At 67.5% G+C, this 18,606-nt stretch carries 18 protein-coding genes; 16 read left to right on the forward strand and 2 right to left on the reverse strand.

The window, feature by feature from the left end; all coding sequences use genetic code 11:
• Positions 1-20: 20 nt before the first annotated feature.
• Positions 21-692, reverse strand: a complete 672-nt coding sequence (locus JWS13_RS33780) for an IclR family transcriptional regulator (RefSeq protein WP_206011848.1) — start codon at positions 690-692, stop codon at positions 21-23.
• Between the two features lie 210 nt (positions 693-902).
• On the opposite strand from JWS13_RS33780, the gene JWS13_RS33785 reads away from it, so the two are divergent.
• The 12 genes from JWS13_RS33785 to JWS13_RS33840 all read left to right on the forward strand — a co-directional run bounded on the left by JWS13_RS33785 (position 903) and on the right by JWS13_RS33840 (position 12,917).
• Entirely contained in the window at positions 903-1,337 is a 435-nt protein-coding gene (locus JWS13_RS33785; protein ID WP_206009805.1) for a nuclear transport factor 2 family protein, read from the forward strand.
• A 50-nt stretch (positions 1,338-1,387) separates the two neighbouring features.
• The gene (locus JWS13_RS33790) at positions 1,388-2,224 is read left to right on the forward strand and encodes an SDR family NAD(P)-dependent oxidoreductase (RefSeq protein WP_206009806.1); all 837 of its coding nucleotides are present in this window, start codon (positions 1,388-1,390) and stop codon (positions 2,222-2,224) included.
• A complete protein-coding gene (locus JWS13_RS33795; protein WP_206009807.1) occupies positions 2,217-3,002 on the forward strand; it encodes an SDR family NAD(P)-dependent oxidoreductase in 786 nt (261 codons plus the stop codon). The genes JWS13_RS33790 and JWS13_RS33795 overlap by 8 nt, the downstream gene beginning before the upstream one ends.
• Positions 2,999-4,429, forward strand: coding sequence for an FAD-dependent oxidoreductase (locus JWS13_RS33800; protein ID WP_206009808.1), 1,431 nt, complete (start codon positions 2,999-3,001; stop codon positions 4,427-4,429). The genes JWS13_RS33795 and JWS13_RS33800 overlap by 4 nt, the downstream gene beginning before the upstream one ends.
• Positions 4,430-4,439: 10 nt before the next feature.
• A complete protein-coding gene (locus JWS13_RS33805; protein ID WP_206009809.1) occupies positions 4,440-5,777 on the forward strand; it encodes an MFS transporter in 1,338 nt (445 codons plus the stop codon).
• A 69-nt stretch (positions 5,778-5,846) separates the two neighbouring features.
• On the forward strand, positions 5,847-6,401 hold the full coding sequence (locus JWS13_RS33810) for a MarR family winged helix-turn-helix transcriptional regulator (protein WP_160094467.1): 555 nt from the start codon (positions 5,847-5,849) through the stop codon (positions 6,399-6,401).
• Positions 6,402-6,500: 99 nt separating this feature from the next.
• Positions 6,501-7,700 (forward strand): homogentisate 1,2-dioxygenase, encoded by a 1,200-nt coding sequence (locus tag JWS13_RS33815; RefSeq protein ID WP_206009810.1) that lies wholly within the window; start codon positions 6,501-6,503, stop codon positions 7,698-7,700.
• A complete protein-coding gene (locus JWS13_RS33820) occupies positions 7,697-8,566 on the forward strand; it encodes a hypothetical protein (RefSeq protein WP_206009811.1) in 870 nt (289 codons plus the stop codon). Before JWS13_RS33815 ends, JWS13_RS33820 begins: the two co-directional genes overlap by 4 nt.
• The gene (gene fahA / locus JWS13_RS33825) at positions 8,563-9,744 is read left to right on the forward strand and encodes a fumarylacetoacetase (protein WP_206009812.1); all 1,182 of its coding nucleotides are present in this window, start codon (positions 8,563-8,565) and stop codon (positions 9,742-9,744) included. The genes JWS13_RS33820 and fahA overlap by 4 nt, the downstream gene beginning before the upstream one ends.
• Positions 9,745-9,787: 43 nt before the next feature.
• On the forward strand, positions 9,788-10,570 hold the full coding sequence (locus JWS13_RS33830; RefSeq protein WP_206009813.1) for an enoyl-CoA hydratase: 783 nt from the start codon (positions 9,788-9,790) through the stop codon (positions 10,568-10,570).
• A 171-nt stretch (positions 10,571-10,741) separates the two neighbouring features.
• Complete coding sequence (locus JWS13_RS33835; protein WP_206009814.1) at positions 10,742-11,350, forward strand: hypothetical protein; 609 nt, start codon at positions 10,742-10,744, stop codon at positions 11,348-11,350.
• A 43-nt stretch (positions 11,351-11,393) separates the two neighbouring features.
• Positions 11,394-12,917: an acyl-CoA synthetase gene (locus tag JWS13_RS33840; protein ID WP_206009815.1), complete on the forward strand. Its 1,524-nt coding sequence runs from the start codon at positions 11,394-11,396 to the stop codon at positions 12,915-12,917.
• Here the strand turns inward: JWS13_RS33840 and JWS13_RS33845 are convergent, their stop codons facing one another.
• Positions 12,918-13,952 carry a LacI family DNA-binding transcriptional regulator gene (locus JWS13_RS33845; RefSeq protein ID WP_206009816.1) on the reverse strand — a complete coding sequence of 345 codons (1,035 nt, stop codon included), beginning with the start codon at positions 13,950-13,952 and terminating at the stop codon, positions 12,918-12,920.
• 148 nt (positions 13,953-14,100) lie between these two features.
• Here JWS13_RS33845 and JWS13_RS33850 point away from each other — a divergent pair, with 148 nt between their 5' ends.
• The 4 genes from JWS13_RS33850 to JWS13_RS33865 all read left to right on the forward strand — a co-directional run bounded on the left by JWS13_RS33850 (position 14,101) and on the right by JWS13_RS33865 (position 18,605).
• The gene (locus JWS13_RS33850; protein ID WP_206009817.1) at positions 14,101-15,273 is read left to right on the forward strand and encodes an acyl-CoA dehydrogenase family protein; all 1,173 of its coding nucleotides are present in this window, start codon (positions 14,101-14,103) and stop codon (positions 15,271-15,273) included.
• On the forward strand, positions 15,270-16,424 hold the full coding sequence (locus JWS13_RS33855; protein ID WP_206009818.1) for a CaiB/BaiF CoA transferase family protein: 1,155 nt from the start codon (positions 15,270-15,272) through the stop codon (positions 16,422-16,424). Before JWS13_RS33850 ends, JWS13_RS33855 begins: the two co-directional genes overlap by 4 nt.
• 138 nt (positions 16,425-16,562) lie before the next feature.
• Complete coding sequence (locus JWS13_RS33860) at positions 16,563-17,930, forward strand: MFS transporter (RefSeq protein ID WP_206009819.1); 1,368 nt, start codon at positions 16,563-16,565, stop codon at positions 17,928-17,930.
• 15 nt (positions 17,931-17,945) lie between these two features.
• Positions 17,946-18,605, forward strand: coding sequence for a response regulator transcription factor (locus JWS13_RS33865; RefSeq protein ID WP_206009820.1), 660 nt, complete (start codon positions 17,946-17,948; stop codon positions 18,603-18,605).
• Position 18,606: the final 1 nt, after the last annotated feature.

The raw sequence follows: 18,606 nt of genomic DNA on the forward strand, positions 1-18,606 counted from the left end.
GTCGGGCGGTTAACAAGTACTCACGGGCCGAAGGCAAGAAGGCCGCCGAGCCTGCGGGCGGCGGCGACGACCGCTGAACCCAGTGCAGCTTCGTCGGGGATCTCGAACACCGACACGCCGACGCTCGCAAGTGCATCGCCACGACGTCCGGGAACGGCGGCGGAGACGCCGAGTACGGACGGGATCACCTCGCCTTCGGTGACCGCGTAGCCGCGGCCGCGCGCGACGGTGACCTCTTCGCGTTCGCCCTCGACGGCGGGAAGCGAGGCGAGGATCGCCAGTCCTGCCGACCCCCGGTCGATGGGGTCGACCTGGCCGGGGCGGAATGCCACGTGCACTTTCGCGCTGCGCGGTTCCACCACCATCAGGGCCCGTACTTCGGCGGTGTTCTCGCGAACGACGAGGTGCACGGTGGCCTGGACGGCGTCGGCGAGTTCTTCGAGTACGGGCCGCGCCAACGTGCGCAGATCCTGCTCGACGGGTTCGGCCAGGGTCACCAGTCCCGCACCGAGCGTGACGCGTTTGAACCCGTCCTTCCGGCAGAGCCGATGCGCCTCGAGGGTGCGGATCAGGCGGTGCGCGACGGTTCGGTGGACGCCGACCCCGTCGGCCACCTCGGTGACGGACAGTCCGTGCGGATGGTCCGTCAGCAACTCCAGAATCTCGAGCCCGTGGTGGAGAGTCTTCGACATCCCCGCATCGAGCTGAACTGCGCTTTTGCGTGAAAGTCCCGGCGGCCGTTCATCGGTCGTGCTCACTGCCTTACCCACCCTCCTTGACGTCTGTGAGGTGCGACACCTACTCTATCACCATATCGCACAGTGCGTGCGATTATCGCACAAATGATTCGAGCAGGGCAAGCGTCCGCGAACAGCGCGGAGAGCGAGCCCGGGGAGTACTCCATGAGCACTGGAACCGGGGAAGTCGACGCAGCGACCGTCGCCGAGCTGCATCAGCTGTACGGACGGCAGAGTCACTTCATCGACGGTGGCGACACCTCCGGGTGGGCGCAGACGTTCACGGACGACGGTGAATTCCATTCCCCCAGTTACCCGGAGCCGGTGGCGGGTACCGACGCGCTGATCGCCTTCGCCGAACGGTTCCATGCCGCAGCGCGGGCTGCGAACGAGGTCCACCGCCACGTGATCACCAACCTCGCGATCGACGAGCCGGGTGAGGGCGCCGCCACCGTGCGGGCCTATCTCCAGATCGTCGCCACCTCGATCGGTGGTGAGTCGCGACTCGTGCGGATGACCACGTTCACCGACCGCGTGGTACGGGTCGGCGACCGGTGGAGGATCGCCCGCCGGGACGTCCGGCGCGACGACGCCCAGTAGTGCCCGCCGGGCCGAGAGCACATTTCGACATGACAGAGGAAGAGAACATCATGACCGCACATGCAGACCAGACCAACCCCGGCCGTACCGTGACCGCGCAGATGACCGCGCACTACCCGGAGATGGCGGGCAAGGTAGCGGTGGTCACCGGCGCAGCCCAGGGCATGGGTGCGGCATTCGCATCCGGCCTCGCCACCCGCGGTATCCACGTGGTGGGCGCCGACATCAACGAAGACCAGATGAAGCTCACCGCGGAGGAGATCGCGACCGCTCTCGCGTCGAAGTCCCTGGCGGATCGGCCCGGGACCGTCGTCGGCGCGCGGATCGACGTCACCAAAGCGGACGAGCACGAGGCTCTCGCACAGGTGGCGCTGAAAGAGTTCGGCCGCATCGACTTCTGGATCAACAACGCGGGAATCTTCCCCTTCGCCCTGGCGGAAGAGATCTCACCGGAACAGATCGGTGCCACGCTGTCCGTCAACGTCGAGGGCGTCCTGTTCGGTGCTCAGGCGGCGGCACGCCACATGCAGCACGGCGGTGCGATCGTGAACATGTCGTCCGTGTCGGCGCTCCGGGTCCGCAAGGGTCGCGGCGCATACTGCACGTCGAAGGCTGCGGTCGCGCATCTCACCGAGTCTCTCGCGGTCGAGTTCGGGGACAAGGGTATTCGAGTGAACTCCATTGCGCCCGGGTACATCGACACTGCGATGACGCAGTGGGTGCAGGACGACCCGGCCGCGCTGAAGCACGCCCTCGACGTGGTCCCGCTGCACCGCCTCGGCTCACCCGAGGAGGTATTCGGACCGCTGCTGTTCCTGCTGTCGGACAGCGCACGCTACGTGACGGGTCACAGCATCGCCGTCGACGGTGGATCGCGGCATGTCTGAGTCGGTGAACTACCCCGGCGTCGTTCTGATCACCGGAGCGGCCGGCGGTATGGGCGCGAATCACGCTCGCGCCCTGGCGGCCCGGGGAACGCACGTATGTATTGCCGACGTGGCGGACTGCTCGGCCGTCGTCGAGGAGATCACGGCGGCAGGGGGATCGGCGTCCGCTCACGAACTCGACGTCACCGACACCACTGCCTGGGCGCGGGTCGTCGACGAGATCCAGAACACCCGAGGCGAACTGGGTGGACTGGTCAACAATGCGGGCATCTCGCGGCGGCTGGAGTTCCTGGACACACCCGACGACGTCTGGGAACAGACCATGAAGATCAACCTCTTCGGGCCCTTCTACGGCATGAAGGCCGTCGCGCCGCTTCTACGCGACAGCGGCGGCGGGTCCATCGTCAACATCTCGTCGATCTCGGGGCAGATCGGGTACTTCTCGCCTGCGTACTCGTCGAGTAAGTGGGGACTGACCGGGCTGTCGAAGTCGGCCGCCGGCAACTTCGCCCGGTGGGGTATCCGCGTCAACTCGGTGCACCCGGGCCTGGTCGGAACGACGCTGCTCGGTGGCGCCGACGACTTCGTCCGGGCCGCGGTCGACAGCATTCCTTTCGGCCGAATGGGCACCCCCGACGAGATCACGAACGCCGTCCTCTTCCTGCTGTCGGACCGATCCACCTACATGACCGGAAGTGAGGTCACGGTCGACGGCGGCCTCGTGTCGAACGGCCTGTACCACCGCATCATTGCCGAGACGGGAGCGAACCTTTCATGAACGAGGACTTCGACGTGATCGTCGTCGGCGGCGGCGGGGCCGGACTCGCCGCGGCCGTCTCTGCCGCCGAACAGGGCGCCGCGGTGCTGCTGTTCGAATCGGAAACAGAACTCGGCGGCTCGACGCAATTGTCGGCGGGATTGTTCACCGCAGCCGGCACCAGCGTGCAACGTGGCCTCGGTGTCGAGGACTCCGCCGAGAAGTTCTTCCAGCACTACATGGACCTCAACCAGTGGATGCTGGTGCCCGGTCTGATCCGCACGTTCTGCGAGAACGCCGGACCGACCCTCGAATGGCTGATCGAACTCGGCGTCGAGATTCCGGCAGTGGTCTCCTCCAATGCTCACCAGCCCGGCCTCTGCCAGGCCGGAGTCGAGGACGTCTGGCGGGGGCACGTCCCCAAAGACCAGGGGTACGGTCTGGTCCAGGTGCTCGACCGGGCGCGCCGTGAGCACGGCGTCGAGGCGATCCTCAACACCCGCGTGCAGCGGCTGATCGAGGAGGACGGCCGAGTCGTCGGAGTCGTCGCCGACGACATCGAGGTCCGGGCCGCCGCCGTCGTCGTCGCGTCCGGCGGGTTCGCGCAGGACCCCGAGCTGGTCGACCGCCACTACCCGGCCGCGAACAACGCCGGCGACTCGCTGTTCGTGGTCGCGGCCCACGGGAGTCGAGGAGACCACCTCCGCTTCGCGCGCGCCGTCGACGCCGCAGTCACCGGCGACGGCTGGGGGCTCATGCTCCCGACCGTGTACTTCCAGCGGTTCCATCACTGGCAGTCCGGGTTCCCCCCCAAGTCGCGGGTGTACGTCAACCGGGACGGCCGGAGGTTCATGGACGAGGACGCGTCCTACGCCGTGTCGACAGGCATCATCGAATCCCAGGGCGGCCACGCCTGGATGATCTTCGACGAGAAGGCTCGCGTGAACCTCGCGCCGGGCTACGCCGACTGGACACCCGAACGGATCGCCGACGAAGTGGCCGCCGGGCGCGCTTTCGCCGCAGGCAGCCTGCGGGAACTCGCGGAACAGATCCAGGTGCCCGCCGAGACCCTCGCCGCCACCGTCGCTCGCTGGAACGACCAGCTACCCGCCGGCGTCGACGAGGACTTCCTGCGGCACCGGACACTCCGGAACAAGGGTTCGGACGAGAACCCCGACCCCATCGGCGAGGCTCCGTTCTACGCTGCGCAGATCCTCCCCGCCGAGCTCGTGTGCACCCACGCGGGCCTGGAAATCGATCACAACGCCGCCGTCGTCGACGTGCGGGGACGCCCGATCCCGGGCCTCTTCGCGGCGGGCGAAGCCGGTGCAGGCATCCTGGGACTCAGGTATGTCGGTGGCGGCAATGCCGTGGCGAACGCTCTGACCATGGGCCGCATCGCGGGCCGAAACGCGGCGAAGACCGCACAAGGACCCCACCCCTCATAGGAGAAATGTCATGGGAGCTACCCGCTCCGCTGTTCACGACAGCGAAATCGGTGCGAGGACGTTGAAGAAGGTGTCGTACCGCATCCTTCCCTTCGTCATGTTGCTGTACATCTTCAACTACATGGACCGCACCAACATCAGCTACGCGCAATTGGGGATGCAGCACGAGCTCGGCATCACGGTCGGGACGTTCGGCGCCGTGGCGTCGATCTTCTTCCTGGCCTACGTCGTGTTCGAGATCCCCTCCAACATGGCGCTGAAGAAGTTCGGCGCGCGCATCTGGCTGGCCCGCATCGCGATCACGTGGGGCATCGTCACCGTGATCATGGGCTTCGTCAACAGCGTCACGCAGCTCTACGTGGCCCGCATCGCCCTCGGCATCGCCGAGGCCGGTCTCTTCCCCGGACTGCTGCTGTACCTGACGTTCTGGTTCCGCTCGAGTGAGCGTGCCCGGGCCATCGCCATGATGGCCATGGCGCAGCCGATCGCCATGATCGTCGGTTCCTTCACCGGCGGTCTGATCCTCGACCACATCTCCTGGTTCGATATGAGCGGCTGGCGCTGGGTGTTCATCCTGCAGGGTGCGCCGACGATCGTGCTGGGCCTGATCGTCCTCGTCTACCTGCCCAACCGACCGCGTGAGGCGAAGTTCCTGACCACGCAGGAATCCGAGTGGCTCGAAGGTGAGATCACCGCGGAGTACCAGGAGCCCGACACCCACGCGGGTGTGAAGGAGCAGCTCGGCGCGATCAAGAACCGGAAGATCCTGCACCTCGCCGTCGCGAACCTGTTCGCAGCGTGCGGGCTGTACGGCTTCACGTTCTTCCTGCCGCAGATCGTCAAGCAGATGGATCCGAGCTACTCGGCCACCAACATCGGATTCCTCGGCGCTGTGCCGTTCGTGGTCGGGGCTGTCGGAATGCTCCTGATCAGCCGCTATTCGGATCGGACCGGCGAGCGCAAGCTGTTCGTCATCGGCCTGATGGTCCTCGCCGCGGTGGGGTTGTTCGGCACCATCCTGTTCCGGCACTCGCCGGTGCTGGCGCTGACGTCGCTGTCGATGGTGGCGGTCGGTGTTCTCGGGTACATGGCACCGTACTGGGCGATGGCGGCGCAGGTACTCACCCGCGCCGAGACCGCCGTCGGTCTCGCAGCCATCAACACCATCGCCGCGATGGGCGGATTCTTCGGTCCCTACGTGATCGGAAAGAACGCCACGGCCGACGACGTCACCATCGGCTTGTACTTCCCGATCGGGTGCCTGCTGGTCTGTGCCGTCATGCTCGCGTTCCTGAAGATCCCGAAGACGGAGCCTGTCGAATTGGAAGAAACAGCCAGCGTCAACTAGTTCATGGATATACTAAAAGCGGAGGTGGCGGGCGCTGGGCCCGCCACCGGCTCGCGATAGGGTTCCCCCATGACCGATGACGTAGCGCCGGTGCCTGTCGAGGTGCCCGACAGCCTCGACTTCTGGTCGTTCATCGAACTGGCGAACAGGCGTCTGAGCACCGAATACGGTTCGACGCACGAACTCGCCACGCAGGTGCTCCTGACGTTGAACCGTGCGTCGAACGTGGTGACGTACGACCTGGAGTCGTCGATCCACCGACCGCGCGGGCTGTCGTGGTCGGCGTTCCGGTTGATGTTCGTGACGTGGCTGGCGGGGCCGGTCGAGTCGAAGACCGCCGCCAAGCTCACCGGCATGAGCCGGGCCGCCGTGTCGAATTTGACGAAAACGCTGGTCAGTGGTGGTTTGATGGAGCGGGCTCCGGACGAGCGGGACGGCCGGTCGGTCCAGTTGTCGCTCACGGAGAAGGGTCGCAGCGAGATCGGCGAGATCTACCGCGAGCAGAACGAGCGCGAACACGCGTGGGCGAGTGTCCTCACCGAGCCGGAGCAGCGCATTCTCGTCATGCTGCTCGACAAGCTGATCACCAACCGCAGCCAGTTCGACGTCCGCGGCCGTAACTGACCCTGCTTGGCCTCCCCGAAAAACCCGTGCTTGCCATCACGCCCTCAATTTAGTTAATGTGTTTACTACTACGGACACGCACTTCTAGGGAGGCCGGTCATGGCGTTCTATCGGCACGTGGGCAACATTCCGCCCAAGCGGCACACGCAGCACCGTGACGACAACGGTCAGCTCTACTTCGAGGAGTTGATGGGAGAAGAGGGCTTCTCCTCGGACTCCTCGCTGCTCTACCACCGCCACATCCCGTCGGCGATCGTCGACGCCACGGTGTGGGAGCTGCCCGACCAGAGCACCACCCCCAATCACCCGCTCAAGCCGCGCCACCTGAAGTTGCACGACCTCTTCCCGGAGACGGTCTGGGCCGACACGGACGTGGTCACCGGACGCCGGCTGATCCTCGGCAATGCCGACGTCCGCATCTCCTACGTGGTCGCGGCCAAGGAGTCGCCGCTGTACCGCAACGCGATCGGCGACGAGATGGTGTACGTCGAATCCGGTGCCGCCACCGTCGAAACCGTGTTCGGTGCGCTCGATGCGAAGCAGGGCGACTACGTCCTGATTCCGATGTCGACCACGCACCGCTGGATTCCACAGGGCCCGGAACCGTTGCGCGCCTACGCGATGGAAGCCAACAGCCACATCGTCCCGCCGAAGCGCTACCTGTCCCGGTTCGGCCAGCTGCTCGAGAACGCGCCGTACTGCGAGCGCGACCTGCACGGGCCGTCCGACACGCTGCAGTCCGAGGGCACGGACGTCGAGGTGCTCGTCAAGCACAGGACGTCACACGGGATCGTCGGCACGCGAATGGTTTACCCGCAGCATCCCTTCGACGTCGTGGGCTGGGACGGCTGCCTGTACCCGTACACGTTCAACATCTCCGACTACGAGCCCATCACCGGACGGGTGCACCAGCCGCCGCCGGCGCATCAGGCGTTCGAGGGCAACAACTTCGTCATCTGCAACTTCGTACCCCGCAAGGTCGACTACCACCCGCTGTCGATTCCGGTGCCGTACTACCACTCGAACGTCGATTCCGACGAGATCATGTTCTACTGCGGCGGAGACTACGAGGCGCGCAAGGGTTCCGGCATCGGGCAGGGTTCCATCTCGATCCACCCGGGCGGCCACGCGCACGGACCGCAGCCGGGCTCGTACGAACGCAGCATCGGGGCCGAGTTCTTCGACGAACTCGCCGTCATGGTCGACACGTTCCGTCCGCTCGAACTCGGCGAGGGCGCACTCGCCTGCGAGGACTCGGGCTATGCCTGGACCTGGGCGGGACGGGGGCCGAAGCAGTGATCCCCGCTCTCTTCTCCGGTCTCTGCGACGACGCCGCGCTGTTTCCGCCCGGAAACGCGCCGCTCCCCGACGCTCTGCCCGCGCACGCCAGGCATCTGTCGGCGCCGTACGGGGATCTCGTCGGCCCCTTCGTGTTTCCCGTCGCCCGGCTGGACGAACTGACGGCCGGTGCGATCGAATTGAGCCTGACGTTGCCCGGTGGCCCGGCTACTCTCGAACCCGCACTGGACCGCCTCGCGCAGATCGACGGTGCCAAGGCTGTCGCACTCGAGATCGCGGCGCCCGCCGAACAGACGGCCACGGAGTTCTTTGCCGCACTGGACGCCGCCGCGGACTTGATCTCCGGTTGTGAGGTGTTCGTCGAGGTTCCGCGCGGCGAGCGCCGGGCCGACTTCCTCGCCGCATTCGTCGGCGGCCCGTTCGCGGCGAAGTTCCGCACGGGAGGCGTTGTCGCCGAGGCCTACCCGGACGAGCGCGAACTCGCGTCCGCTGTGCGCGCCGCCGTCACGACTCGTGTCCCGTTCAAGGCCACGGCCGGACTGCACCACGCCGTCCGCAACACCGATCCGCACACCGGCTTCGAGCAGCACGGGTTCCTCAACGTGCTTCTCGCCACCCGGCACGCACTCGACGGCGCCGACACCGACCGGATCGCCGCGACCCTCGCGGAGCGTGACGGCACCCGGATCGCCCGCGAGCTGAGCGACCTCCCCGCAGACGTCGTCGGCGCCGTCCGCACCGCCTTCCGATCCTTCGGCACGTGCAGCATCCTCGAGCCCCTCGAAGATCTCGTCGCACTGCACCTCGTGCCGACGTCCGCCCTCGCCGATGAACACGCTTCCGCTGATGAAGGAGCCCACGCATGACCGCCCTCGAGATTCCCGCCGATTCCCTGTTCGGGTTGGAGAACCTGCCGTACGGCGTGTTCTCGACCGCGGACTCGGCCCCCCGGGTCGGTGTGCGGGTGGGAGATTCCGTCGTGGATCTCGCCGCCACCCTGGGCGACGACGTCTTCGCGCAGCCCACCCTCAACGCGTTCATGGCGCAGGGCCCGGACCGCTGGAGCGAGGTTCGCCGGCAGATCACCGAACTCGTCCAGGGCGACGTCGCCGACACGGCCGTGTTCGCGGTCGAGGACGTGACGATGCACCTGCCGGTGGCCGTCGCGGACTACGTCGACTTCTACGCGTCCGAGAATCACGCCACCAACCTCGGACGACTGTTCCGCCCCGACTCCGAGCCGCTGACGCCCAACTGGAAGCACCTGCCGGTCGGATACCACGGGCGGTCGAGCACCGTCATCGTGTCGGGCGTCGACGTGGTCCGGCCGTGCGGGCAGCGCAAGGCCCCGAATCAGGACGCCCCCGACTTCGGGCCGTCCCGCCGCCTCGACATCGAGGCCGAGATGGGCTTCCTCGTCGGCGTCCCGACGAAGCTGGGGGAGACCATCACCCCGGATCGATTCGCGGACTACGTGTTCGGCGCGGTCGTCGTGAACGACTGGTCTGCCCGCGACATCCAGGCCTGGGAGTACGTTCCGCTCGGCCCGTTCCTCGGGAAGAGTTTCGCGACGTCCATCTCCCCGTGGGTGGTGCCGCTGGCGGCTCTCGAGGCGGCCCGCATCGACACCCCGATCCAGGATCCGCAGCCGCTGCCGTACCTGCGCGGCGAGGAGAAGTGGGGTCTGGACATCGACCTGGCCGTCGAATGGAACGGGCACGTCGTGTCGCGGCCGCCGTACGCGCAGATGTACTGGTCGCCGGCGCAGATGCTCGCGCACACCACGGTCAACGGTGCCACGGCCAGCACGGGTGATCTGTTCGCGTCGGGCACCATCTCGGGACCCGAGAAGGACCAGCGTGGTGCGTTCATCGAACTGACGTGGGGTGGGCAGGAACCCGTCGTCGTGGGCGACGAGAAGCGCACGTTCCTCGAGGACGGCGACGAGATCGCCATCTCCGCCACCGCCCCGGGCCCGAACGGCACCCGCATCGGCTTCGGTGAGGTGCGGGCCCGCATTGCTCCCCCCGTGAGTACTTCTTAACCGCCGGCGGTTAACAAGTACTCACGGGTGGTAGGCAGTAGTCATGACCGAGAACTTCGTCGAGACCACTGCCTTGCCGGACACCGGCGTCGCGTTCCTCACCCTGAACCGCCCCGACCAGCGCAATCCGCTGTCGTCCGAGGCCATGCGGGATGTCACCGCTGCGCTTCGGAAGCTGGGCGACGACGACACCACCCGCGTCGTCGTCATCAGGGCTGCAGGACCGGTGTTCTCCGCGGGTCACGACCTGAAGGAGATGATCGGCCGCACGCTGGAGGACGAGCAGGCCATCTTCGACACCTGCGTCGAGATGATGCAGGCCGTGCAGGACATTCCGCAGCCGGTCATCGCGTCCGTGCAGGGCGCGGCGGTTGCGGCGGGCTGTCAGCTCGCGGCGTCGTGTGACCTGGTGGTGGCGTCGTCGAACGCCGTGTTCGGGACGCCGGGAGTGAAGATCGGCCTGTTCTGCTCGACCCCGATGGTGGCGCTCAGCCGCGCGATCGGACGCAAGCGTGCACTGCAGATGCTGCTGACAGGCGAGACGATCGATGCCGAGACCGCGGCCGACTGGGGTCTGGTGAACCTGGTGGTCAAGCCGGAGGAACTCGACGTGCAGACCCGGGCGCTCGCCGCGAAGATCACGAAGGCCAGCCCGCTCACCGTGAAGATCGGCAAGCAGGCGTTCTACCGCCAGATCGACCTGCCCCAGGACGAGGCGTACCGGGCGATGGCCGAGACGATGGCCACCAACGCCGTCACCTGCGACGCCCAGGAAGGCATGCAGGCGTTCGTCGAGAAGCGCACCCCGCAGTGGCAGGGAAAATAGCCCTCCGCGACAGGCCCTGCGTGCATTGCGTGGTGTAGCGAACCGGCGAAAGATCAGGGGTGCAGTGGCTGCGGCCGCGGGCCGTCGGCGCCCGCCGACGGTGGACCGCGACAGGCCGGCCACCGAGAATGTTCTCACTGCGGGGCGACTGTCCCGCGGGAGGTGACATCGATGTTCATTCAGATCATTCAAGGAAAGGTGTCGGACGAGGCCGGCCTCGTCCGGTGCATGGACCGCTGGACCGAGGACATCCGTCCGGGGGCGACGGGCTTCCTCGGATGCACCCAGGGATTGTGCGACGACGGAACGTTCATCGCACTGGCGCGATTCGAATCCGCCGAAGCGGCCCGGCTCAACAGTGAGCGTCCCGAGCAGGGCGCCTGGTGGGCGGAGACCGAGCGGTGCTTCGACGGCCCGGTGTCCTTCATGGACTGCCCCGAGGTGGCCGAGTGGATGGGCGGCGGTTCGGACGACGCGACGTTCGTGCAGGTCATGGAGGGCCACACGACGGACGCGCACCGGATGCGGGAGTTGCTGGACGAGGCTGCCGACCGGGTGCACGAACTGCGACCGGAGATCCTCGGTGGGACGTTGTGCACGTACGGCGACGGCGGATACGTCGAGGCGGTGTACTTCACATCCGAAGCGGAGGCCCGTTCCCACGAGAAGTTGGAGATACCGGACGACCTGAGGTCGTTGTTCGAGGAGGAGGGCCGCCTGACCGACGACGTGACGTACTACGACATGCATTCGCCGATGCTGGTGTCGGCTGGGAGGTAGCGAACCTCTGGCGAGGTAGTTGGACGTCCTATAACCTTCGTGCATGAGTCTGGATGCGCGCACCGATACCGTCGACGGAGTGCTGCGGCGCTCGGCCGCCAAGTTCCCCGACCGCAGGGCGCTGACGTTCGAGGACCGCACGTGGACGTACCGGGAACTCGACGACGGGGTCAGCCGCGCTGCCGCCTACCTGCAGTCGCTGGGACTGTCGGCCGGTGAGCGCGTCGCCGCGTACGGCACCAACTCGGACGCGTACACGATCGGGTTCCTGGCCTGCGCGCGTGCGGGTCTCGTGCACGTTCCGGTCAATTATGCGCTCAAGGGCGAAGAGCTGACCTATCTGGTGTCGCAGTCCGGGAGCGCCGCGGTGCTGGTCGATCCGGCCTTGCGGGGCACCCTCGACTCGGTCCGGGACGGGCTGGACCTGCGCCACGTGGTGCCGCTGCGCGACGCCGAGGATTCCCTGCTCGCCCACAGCGGCTCCGGCGACGTGCCCGCAGTGGCCACTCCGGTCGCGTCCATCGACCTGGCGCAACTGCTGTACACGTCGGGGACGACGTCGAAGCCGAAGGGCGCCATGATGACTCACGGCGGGCTCGTGCACGAGTACGTCTCCTCCGTGATCGCCCTCGCGCTGAGCGAGGGGGACAATCCGCTGATCTGCATGCCGCTGTACCACTCCGCGGGCATGCACGTGTTCATGCTGCCGTACCTGTCGGTGGGCGCCTCGGTGAATCTGATGCAGACCCCGGATATTCCGGAGATCCTGCGGCGCATCGAAGCCGATCGCATCGGCTCGCTGTTCCTGGCCCCGACCGTGTGGGTGCCGCTCGCCGGACATCCCGATCTCGAGACCCGCGACCTGTCGTCGCTGAAGAAGGCGCAGTACGGTGCGTCGATCATGCCGGTGACGGTGCTGAACCGGCTGCGCGAACGCTACCCCGACCTCGGCTTCTACAACTGCTTCGGGCAGTCCGAGATCGGGCCGCTCGCCACGGTGCTGCAGCCCGCCGAACACGAGGCGCGCCCGTCGTCGTGCGGCAAGGCCGTGTTCTTCGTCGAGACCCGGGTGGTGGATCCGGACGGCAACGACGTTCCGGACGGCACGCCGGGCGAGGTGCTCTACCGTTCGCCCCAACTGTGTCTGGGGTACTGGGACAATCCCGACGCCACCGCGGACGCGTTCCGCGACGGCTGGTTCCATTCGGGCGATCTGGTGACGCGGGACCCGGAGGGGTACATCACCGTCGTCGACCGCATCAAGGACGTCATCAACACCGGCGGCATCCTGGTGGCGTCGCGGGAGGTCGAGGACGCCGTCTACACGCACCCGGCCGTCGCCGAGGTGGCCGTCATCGGGACGCCGGACGACAAGTGGATCGAGGCGATCACCGCGGTGGTGGTGCTGCGGGAGGACGCGTCCGGCGTGACCCCGGACGGGTTGATCGCCCACGTCAAGGAGCGCATCGCGCCGTTCAAGGTGCCCAAGCAGGTGGTGTTCGTGGACGAGTTGCCTCGCAACCAGAGCGGCAAGCTGCTCAAACGCGAACTGCGCGCCAAGCTCTGACTATCGCAGCGTCGATGCCCGCTCGATGAGTTCGACCGGGAGCTTCACCGATTCGACGTCGTTGCCGGCGATGATCGACAGGAGATGACGTACACCCGTCGCGCCGATGAGGCGGGCGGGTGACCGGATGGTGGTCAGCGGGACCGGAAGCTGGGCGACCACCGGAATGTCGTTGTAGCCGACCAGTGCGAGGTCGTCGGGGATGTGCAGTCCGAGGTCGCGGGCGACGCCGAGGACGCCGATCGCGATGGTGTCGCTGACGGTGAAGATCGCCTCGGGGCGCGAATCCGACTCCAGAAGGACGGTGGCCGCGGCGACACCGCCGGACACGTCGAAGTCGGAGCGCACGACGCGGTCCGGTCCCAGTTCGATGCCGTTCTCGGCCAGTGCGTCCCGGAATCCGGCGAGCCGGTCGCGGGAGGTGCTGGCGTGGTCGGGGCCGGCGATGGCGGCGATCTCGGTGAACCCGCGGTCGAGGAGGTGGCGTCCGGCGAGGTAGCCGCCGCGGTGGTCGTCGCCGGACACGAACGGCAGACCGACGTCGGCGTGCCGGTTGAGTTGCAGCATCGGCAGCGATCCCACCGACAGCGAGTCGACGAATTCGCGGCCGGGGCTGTGCAGGCTGCTGAGTAGGAGGCCGTCGACCTGCCTGCTGACGAGGAACTCGATGGCGCGGCGCTGGGCGTCGAGGTCGTCGGGTGGGCTCGACAGCAGCACCGAGTAGCCGGCCTGCGTGGCCGTCTCCTCGATGCCCTGGAACATGGTCGCGACCACCCCGTCGGTGAGTCGCGGCATGACGACGCCGAGGGTGGTGGTCTTGCGGGTCCGCAGGCTCGCGGCCCACAGGTTCGGCTGGTAGCCGAGTTCCACCGCCACCTCGCGCACCCGCAGTGCGGCCTCGGACCAGCCGTCGGCGGGTTCGGGTTGCCGGAGCACCCGGGACGCCGTCGACACGTGGACGCCGGCGCGTTCGGCGATCTCGCGGAGGGTCGGCGGACGCCCGGAGGTGCGTGTCGGGCGGTCCGGCAGGTTCACGGGCAATCCTCGCGGTCGGGGTCGGGGACCTGGCAGACCTCGGTGTTGACGTCCGCCGGAACGCGCCCTAGTCTACGTGACGAAATCGTTCGTGCAATCGTTCTCGCGAACGTTTGCACATCAGCCCCACCGGCCCCGTGGAGGAACAATGTCCGACTCGCAGTCCCTGTCCCAGCTGTTCGCCCTCGACTCGTTGCTCGACACCGAGGAGATCGCGATCCGCGACACCGTGCGCCGATTCGCGGACGAGAAGATCCGCCCCCACATCGGCGAATGGTTCGAGGCGGCGGCGCTGCCCGTGCGCGAGCTCGCGGAGGGGCTGGGCGAACTCGGCGTCCTCGGCATGCACCTCGACGGCTACGGCTGCGCCGGCATGAGCGCCACCGCCTACGGCCTGGCCTGCCTGGAACTCGAGGCCGTCGACTCCGGAATCCGCAGCCTCGTGTCGGTGCAGGGCTCGCTGGCGATGTTCGCGATCCACCACTACGGCAGCGAGGACCAGAAGCAGGAGTGGCTGCCCCGCATGGCCGCGGGCAAGGCGATCGGCTGCTTCGGTCTGACCGAGCCCGACTTCGGCTCCAACCCCGCAGGCATGCGCACCAACGCCAAGCGGGACGGCGACGACTGGATCCTCAACGGCACGAAGATGTGGATCACCAACGGATCCGTCGCCGACGTCGCCGTCGTGTGGGCGCGCACCGACGACGGCATTCGCGGATTCGTCGTGCCGACCGACACCCCCGGCTTCTCGGCGCCCGAGATCAAGCACAAGATGTCGCTGCGGGCGTCCGTCACCTCGGAACTCGTGCTCGAGGACGTCCGGCTGCCCGAATCGGCGATGCTGCCCGAGGCCAAGGGGCTGGGCGGCCCGCTGGGCTGCCTCAACGAGGCCCGGTTCGGCATCATCTTCGGTGCGATGGGCGCCGCCCGCGACTGCCTCGAGTCCGCGATCTCCTACGCGCAGGACCGTCAGGTGTTCGACAAGTCGCTCGCCGCCTACCAGATCACTCAGGTCAAGATCGCCGACATGGCCCTCGAGGTCGGCAAGGGGCACCTGCTGGCCTACCACCTCGGACGTCTGAAGGATCGCGGCGAGGCGCGCCCCGAGCAGGTCAGCACGGGCAAGCTGAACAACGTCCGCGAGGCCATCGCCATCGCCCGCGAGTGCCGCACGATTCTCGGCGCCAACGGAATCACGTTGGAATACCCCGTGATCCGGCACGCCAACAACCTCGAGTCGGTGCTGACGTACGAGGGGACGTCCGAGGTGCACCAGTTGGTGATCGGCCGGGCGCTGACGGGCGAGGCAGCGTTCCGGTGAGCGGGTCGCTCGAATCTGCTCGGAGTGGGTCGCTCGAGGGCCTGCTGATCGCCGACTTCGGGCGGGTGCTCGCCGGGCCGTACGCCACGATGCTGCTCGCCGATCTCGGCGCCGAGGTCGTGAAGATCGAGCGCGCCGGCGTCGGCGACGACACGCGGCAGTGGGGTCCGCCGTGGGTGGGCGACGAGTCCACCTATTTCCAGTCCGTCAACCGCAACAAGCGGTCCTTCGCCTGGGATCTGCGCGACCCCGTCGACCTGGAACAGGCACGGGAACTGGCCGCCCGGGCCGACGTGGTGGTGGAGAACTTCCTGCCCGGCACCATGGACCGGCTCGGGCTCGGCTACGACGCCGTGCGGGAGATCAATCCCGACGTCGTCTACTGCTCCGTGACCGGGTTCGGCGGCCAGAACAACCTCCCCGGATACGACCTGCTCATCCAGGCCGTCGGCGGGCTGATGAGCATCACCGGTCCGGAACCCGGCGTTCCGACGAAGGTCGGGGTGGCCGTCGTCGACGTCATCACCGGGCTGCACGCCGCGGTCGGGATCCTGGCGGCGCTGCGTCACCGCGACCGGAGCGGGGAGGGGCAGCGGGTCGAGGTGAACCTGCTGTCGTCGCTGCTGTCCGCGCTCGCGAACCAGACGTCGGGGTATGTGGGCGCCGGTGTCGTCCCGCAGGCGATGGGCAACCGGCATCCCAGCATCGCGCCGTACGAGGTGTTCCGGACCGGCGACCGTCCGCTGGTGCTGGCGGTGGGGAACAACCGTCAGTTCGCCTCTCTCGTCGAGGTTCTCGGTGTGCCCGAACTCGCCGGCGACGAGCGGTACGCGACCAACACGCAACGGGTGGCGCACCGCGAGCAACTGGTCCGGGACATCACCGACGCGCTGTCCGTGGACTCCGCGGACGTGTGGTTCGAGAAGCTGACCGAGCAGGGTGTCCCGTGCGGGCCGCTCAACGACATCGCCGACGCGGTGGCGCTCGCCGAGCGGCTCGGGCTGAACCCGGTGGTCGAGATCGACGATCCGCGCAGGGACCGGCCGGTGCGGCAGGTGGCGAACCCGATCCGGCTCAGCGCCACTCCGGCGAGCTATCGCAGCGCCCCGCCGCGGCTGGGCGAGGACACCCCAGCCGTGAGTACTTGTTAACCGCCGGACGTTGATAAGTACTCACGGGGGCTCTTTCCTAAGGGAGTGTTAGGAAGGCTCCGCGGCCCTTCCGTATCGATGTGACGTGACCCACTGTGGTGTGAACGCAGAGATCCATGGCATCGAGAGGAGTCCCGCGTGAGCACCACATCGACGGGTGAGCGCCGAGTCATCGGCAATGTTTTGAAGGGTTCGGTCGGCAACCTGATCGAATGGTACGACTGGTACGTCTACGCGGCGTTCAGTGTGTATTTCGCGAAGGAGTTCTTCCCCGAGGGCGACACAACCGCGCAGTTGCTTTCCACGGCAGCGGTTTTCGCGGTCGGGTTCCTCATGCGGCCGATCGGCGGCTGGATCATGGGCCGGTACGCAGACCGGCACGGGCGCCGGTCGGCGCTCACCCTGTCGGTGACGGTGATGGCGGCGGGTTCGCTCGTCATCGCCGTCACGCCGTCGTACGCGAGCATCGGGATCGTGGCACCGGTGCTGCTGGTGATCGCCCGGATGCTGCAGGGACTGTCGGTCGGTGGCGAGTACGCCACCAGCGCCACGTACCTGGCGGAGGTCGCGTCGCCCGGCCGGCGGGGGTTCTACTCGAGCTTCCAGTACGTCACGCTCGTCGCCGGTCAGCTGATCGCGCTGGGTGTGCAGATCGTCCTGCAGTTGACGCTGCCTGCGGAGGCCATGCAGTCGTGGGGCTGGCGGATCCCGTTCCTCATCGGCGCCGCCGGTGCCGTCGCGGTGATGTGGCTCCGTCGCACGATGGACGAGTCGGAGGCGTTCACCGAAGAGGTGGAGGCCACGCGTGACGACGACGCGCCGGCGAGTGGGCCGAAGGAGGGTTCGCTGCGGATGCTGCTGCAGTACCCCCGCGAATGCCTGCTGGTGTGCGCGCTGACGCTGGGTGGGTGCGTGGCGTTCTACACGTACACCACGTACATGCAGAAGTACATGATCAACACCTCCGGCATCTCCAAGGACACGGTGGCGTGGATCAACTTCGCGGCCCTGCTGGTGTTCATCGTGCTGCAGCCGATCGGCGGCGCACTGTCCGACCGCATCGGCCGCCGGAAGCTGCTCATCTTCTTCGGCGTGGGCGGAACCGTCCTGACCGTGCCGCTGATGACCGTGCTCGGGAAGACGACGAACCCGCTCGTCGCGTTCGCGCTGATGATGCTGGGGCTGATCGTCGTCACCGGCTACACGTCGGTGAACGCGATCGTGAAGACGGAGCTGTTCCCGACGAAGGTCCGCGCGCTCGGCGTCGGGTTGCCGTACGCCCTCACACTGGCGATTTTCGGCGGAACCGTCGAGACCGTCGCCCTCGCCCTGAAGCGGGCAGGCCACGAATCGCTATTCTTCTACTACGTGACCGGGTGTATCGCCATCTCGCTCGTCGTCTACGTCTTCATGCGTGAGACTTCGAACGGTTCGCCCCTCGACCGGCCGGCCAGCCGGGAGGACACCCCGGACGACGACGTCGAGCTGGTCGACTCGCGGAGCTGATCGAAGGGAAGTGACGTGCAGATCGCGGTGGTCGAGGACGACGACGGAGTCGGCGACGCACTCGTGGAGGCGCTGGGAACCCACGGCCACGAGGCGGTGCGCATGCGCCGCGGCTCCGATCTCCTTCTCGGCCATCGCGGTATGGACGCGGTGATCCTCGACCTCGGTCTCCCCGACGCGGACGGCCTGCAGGTGCTCCGGCAGCTGCGGGCCGTCAGCGACGTTCCGGTGGTGATCCTCACGGCCCGCGACGACGAACGGTCGGTCGTGCGGGGACTGCGCGGCGGTGCGGACGACTACCTCGTCAAACCGGCGCGGCTCGCGGAATTGCTGGCCCGGCTCGACGTCGTGACCCAGCGCAGGCGCGCGACCGGACCCTCGGCCGGGGAGACGGTCACCGAGGGTGATGTGGTGGTCGATCTGGCGGCACGCGAGGTGGAGGTCGGCGGGACGCAGGTTACCTTGACGGCCAAGGAGTTCGAGCTGCTCGAGGTGCTCGTGACCCGTCCCGGCGCCGCGGTGAGCCGGCAGCAGTTGATGGACGCCGTCTGGGGCGACGCGTATGTGGCAATCTCCCGCACCCTCGACGTGCACATGACGGGGCTGCGCGCGAAACTGGGCCGCCCCGGCCTCATCTCGACCATCCGCGGGTACGGCTACCGCTGGGGCACCTGAC

It is taken from the genome of Rhodococcus pseudokoreensis, assembly GCF_017068395.1.
GTDB classification, from domain to species: Bacteria; Actinomycetota; Actinomycetes; order Mycobacteriales; family Mycobacteriaceae; genus Rhodococcus_F; species Rhodococcus_F pseudokoreensis.

What these genes read in the sequence shown, in the direction of transcription:
- JWS13_RS33785 (WP_206009805.1), top strand. Translation starts at nt 903, where the DNA reads ATGAGCACTGGAACCGGGGAAGTCGACGCAGCGACCGTCGCCGAGCTG.
- JWS13_RS33805 (WP_206009809.1), top strand. Translation starts at nt 4,440, where the DNA reads ATGGGAGCTACCCGCTCCGCTGTTCACGACAGCGAAATCGGTGCGAGG.
- JWS13_RS33815 (WP_206009810.1), top strand. Translation starts at nt 6,501, where the DNA reads ATGGCGTTCTATCGGCACGTGGGCAACATTCCGCCCAAGCGGCACACG.
- JWS13_RS33830 (WP_206009813.1), top strand. Translation starts at nt 9,788, where the DNA reads ATGACCGAGAACTTCGTCGAGACCACTGCCTTGCCGGACACCGGCGTC.
- fahA (WP_206009812.1), top strand. Translation starts at nt 8,563, where the DNA reads ATGACCGCCCTCGAGATTCCCGCCGATTCCCTGTTCGGGTTGGAGAAC.
- JWS13_RS33835 (WP_206009814.1), top strand. Translation starts at nt 10,742, where the DNA reads ATGTTCATTCAGATCATTCAAGGAAAGGTGTCGGACGAGGCCGGCCTC.
- JWS13_RS33780 (WP_206011848.1), bottom strand. Translation starts at nt 692, where the DNA reads ATGTCGAAGACTCTCCACCACGGGCTCGAGATTCTGGAGTTGCTGACG.
- JWS13_RS33840 (WP_206009815.1), top strand. Translation starts at nt 11,394, where the DNA reads ATGAGTCTGGATGCGCGCACCGATACCGTCGACGGAGTGCTGCGGCGC.
- JWS13_RS33810 (WP_160094467.1), top strand. Translation starts at nt 5,847, where the DNA reads ATGACCGATGACGTAGCGCCGGTGCCTGTCGAGGTGCCCGACAGCCTC.
- JWS13_RS33850 (WP_206009817.1), top strand. Translation starts at nt 14,101, where the DNA reads ATGTCCGACTCGCAGTCCCTGTCCCAGCTGTTCGCCCTCGACTCGTTG.
- JWS13_RS33795 (WP_206009807.1), top strand. Translation starts at nt 2,217, where the DNA reads ATGTCTGAGTCGGTGAACTACCCCGGCGTCGTTCTGATCACCGGAGCG.
- JWS13_RS33800 (WP_206009808.1), top strand. Translation starts at nt 2,999, where the DNA reads ATGAACGAGGACTTCGACGTGATCGTCGTCGGCGGCGGCGGGGCCGGA.
- JWS13_RS33790 (WP_206009806.1), top strand. Translation starts at nt 1,388, where the DNA reads ATGACCGCACATGCAGACCAGACCAACCCCGGCCGTACCGTGACCGCG.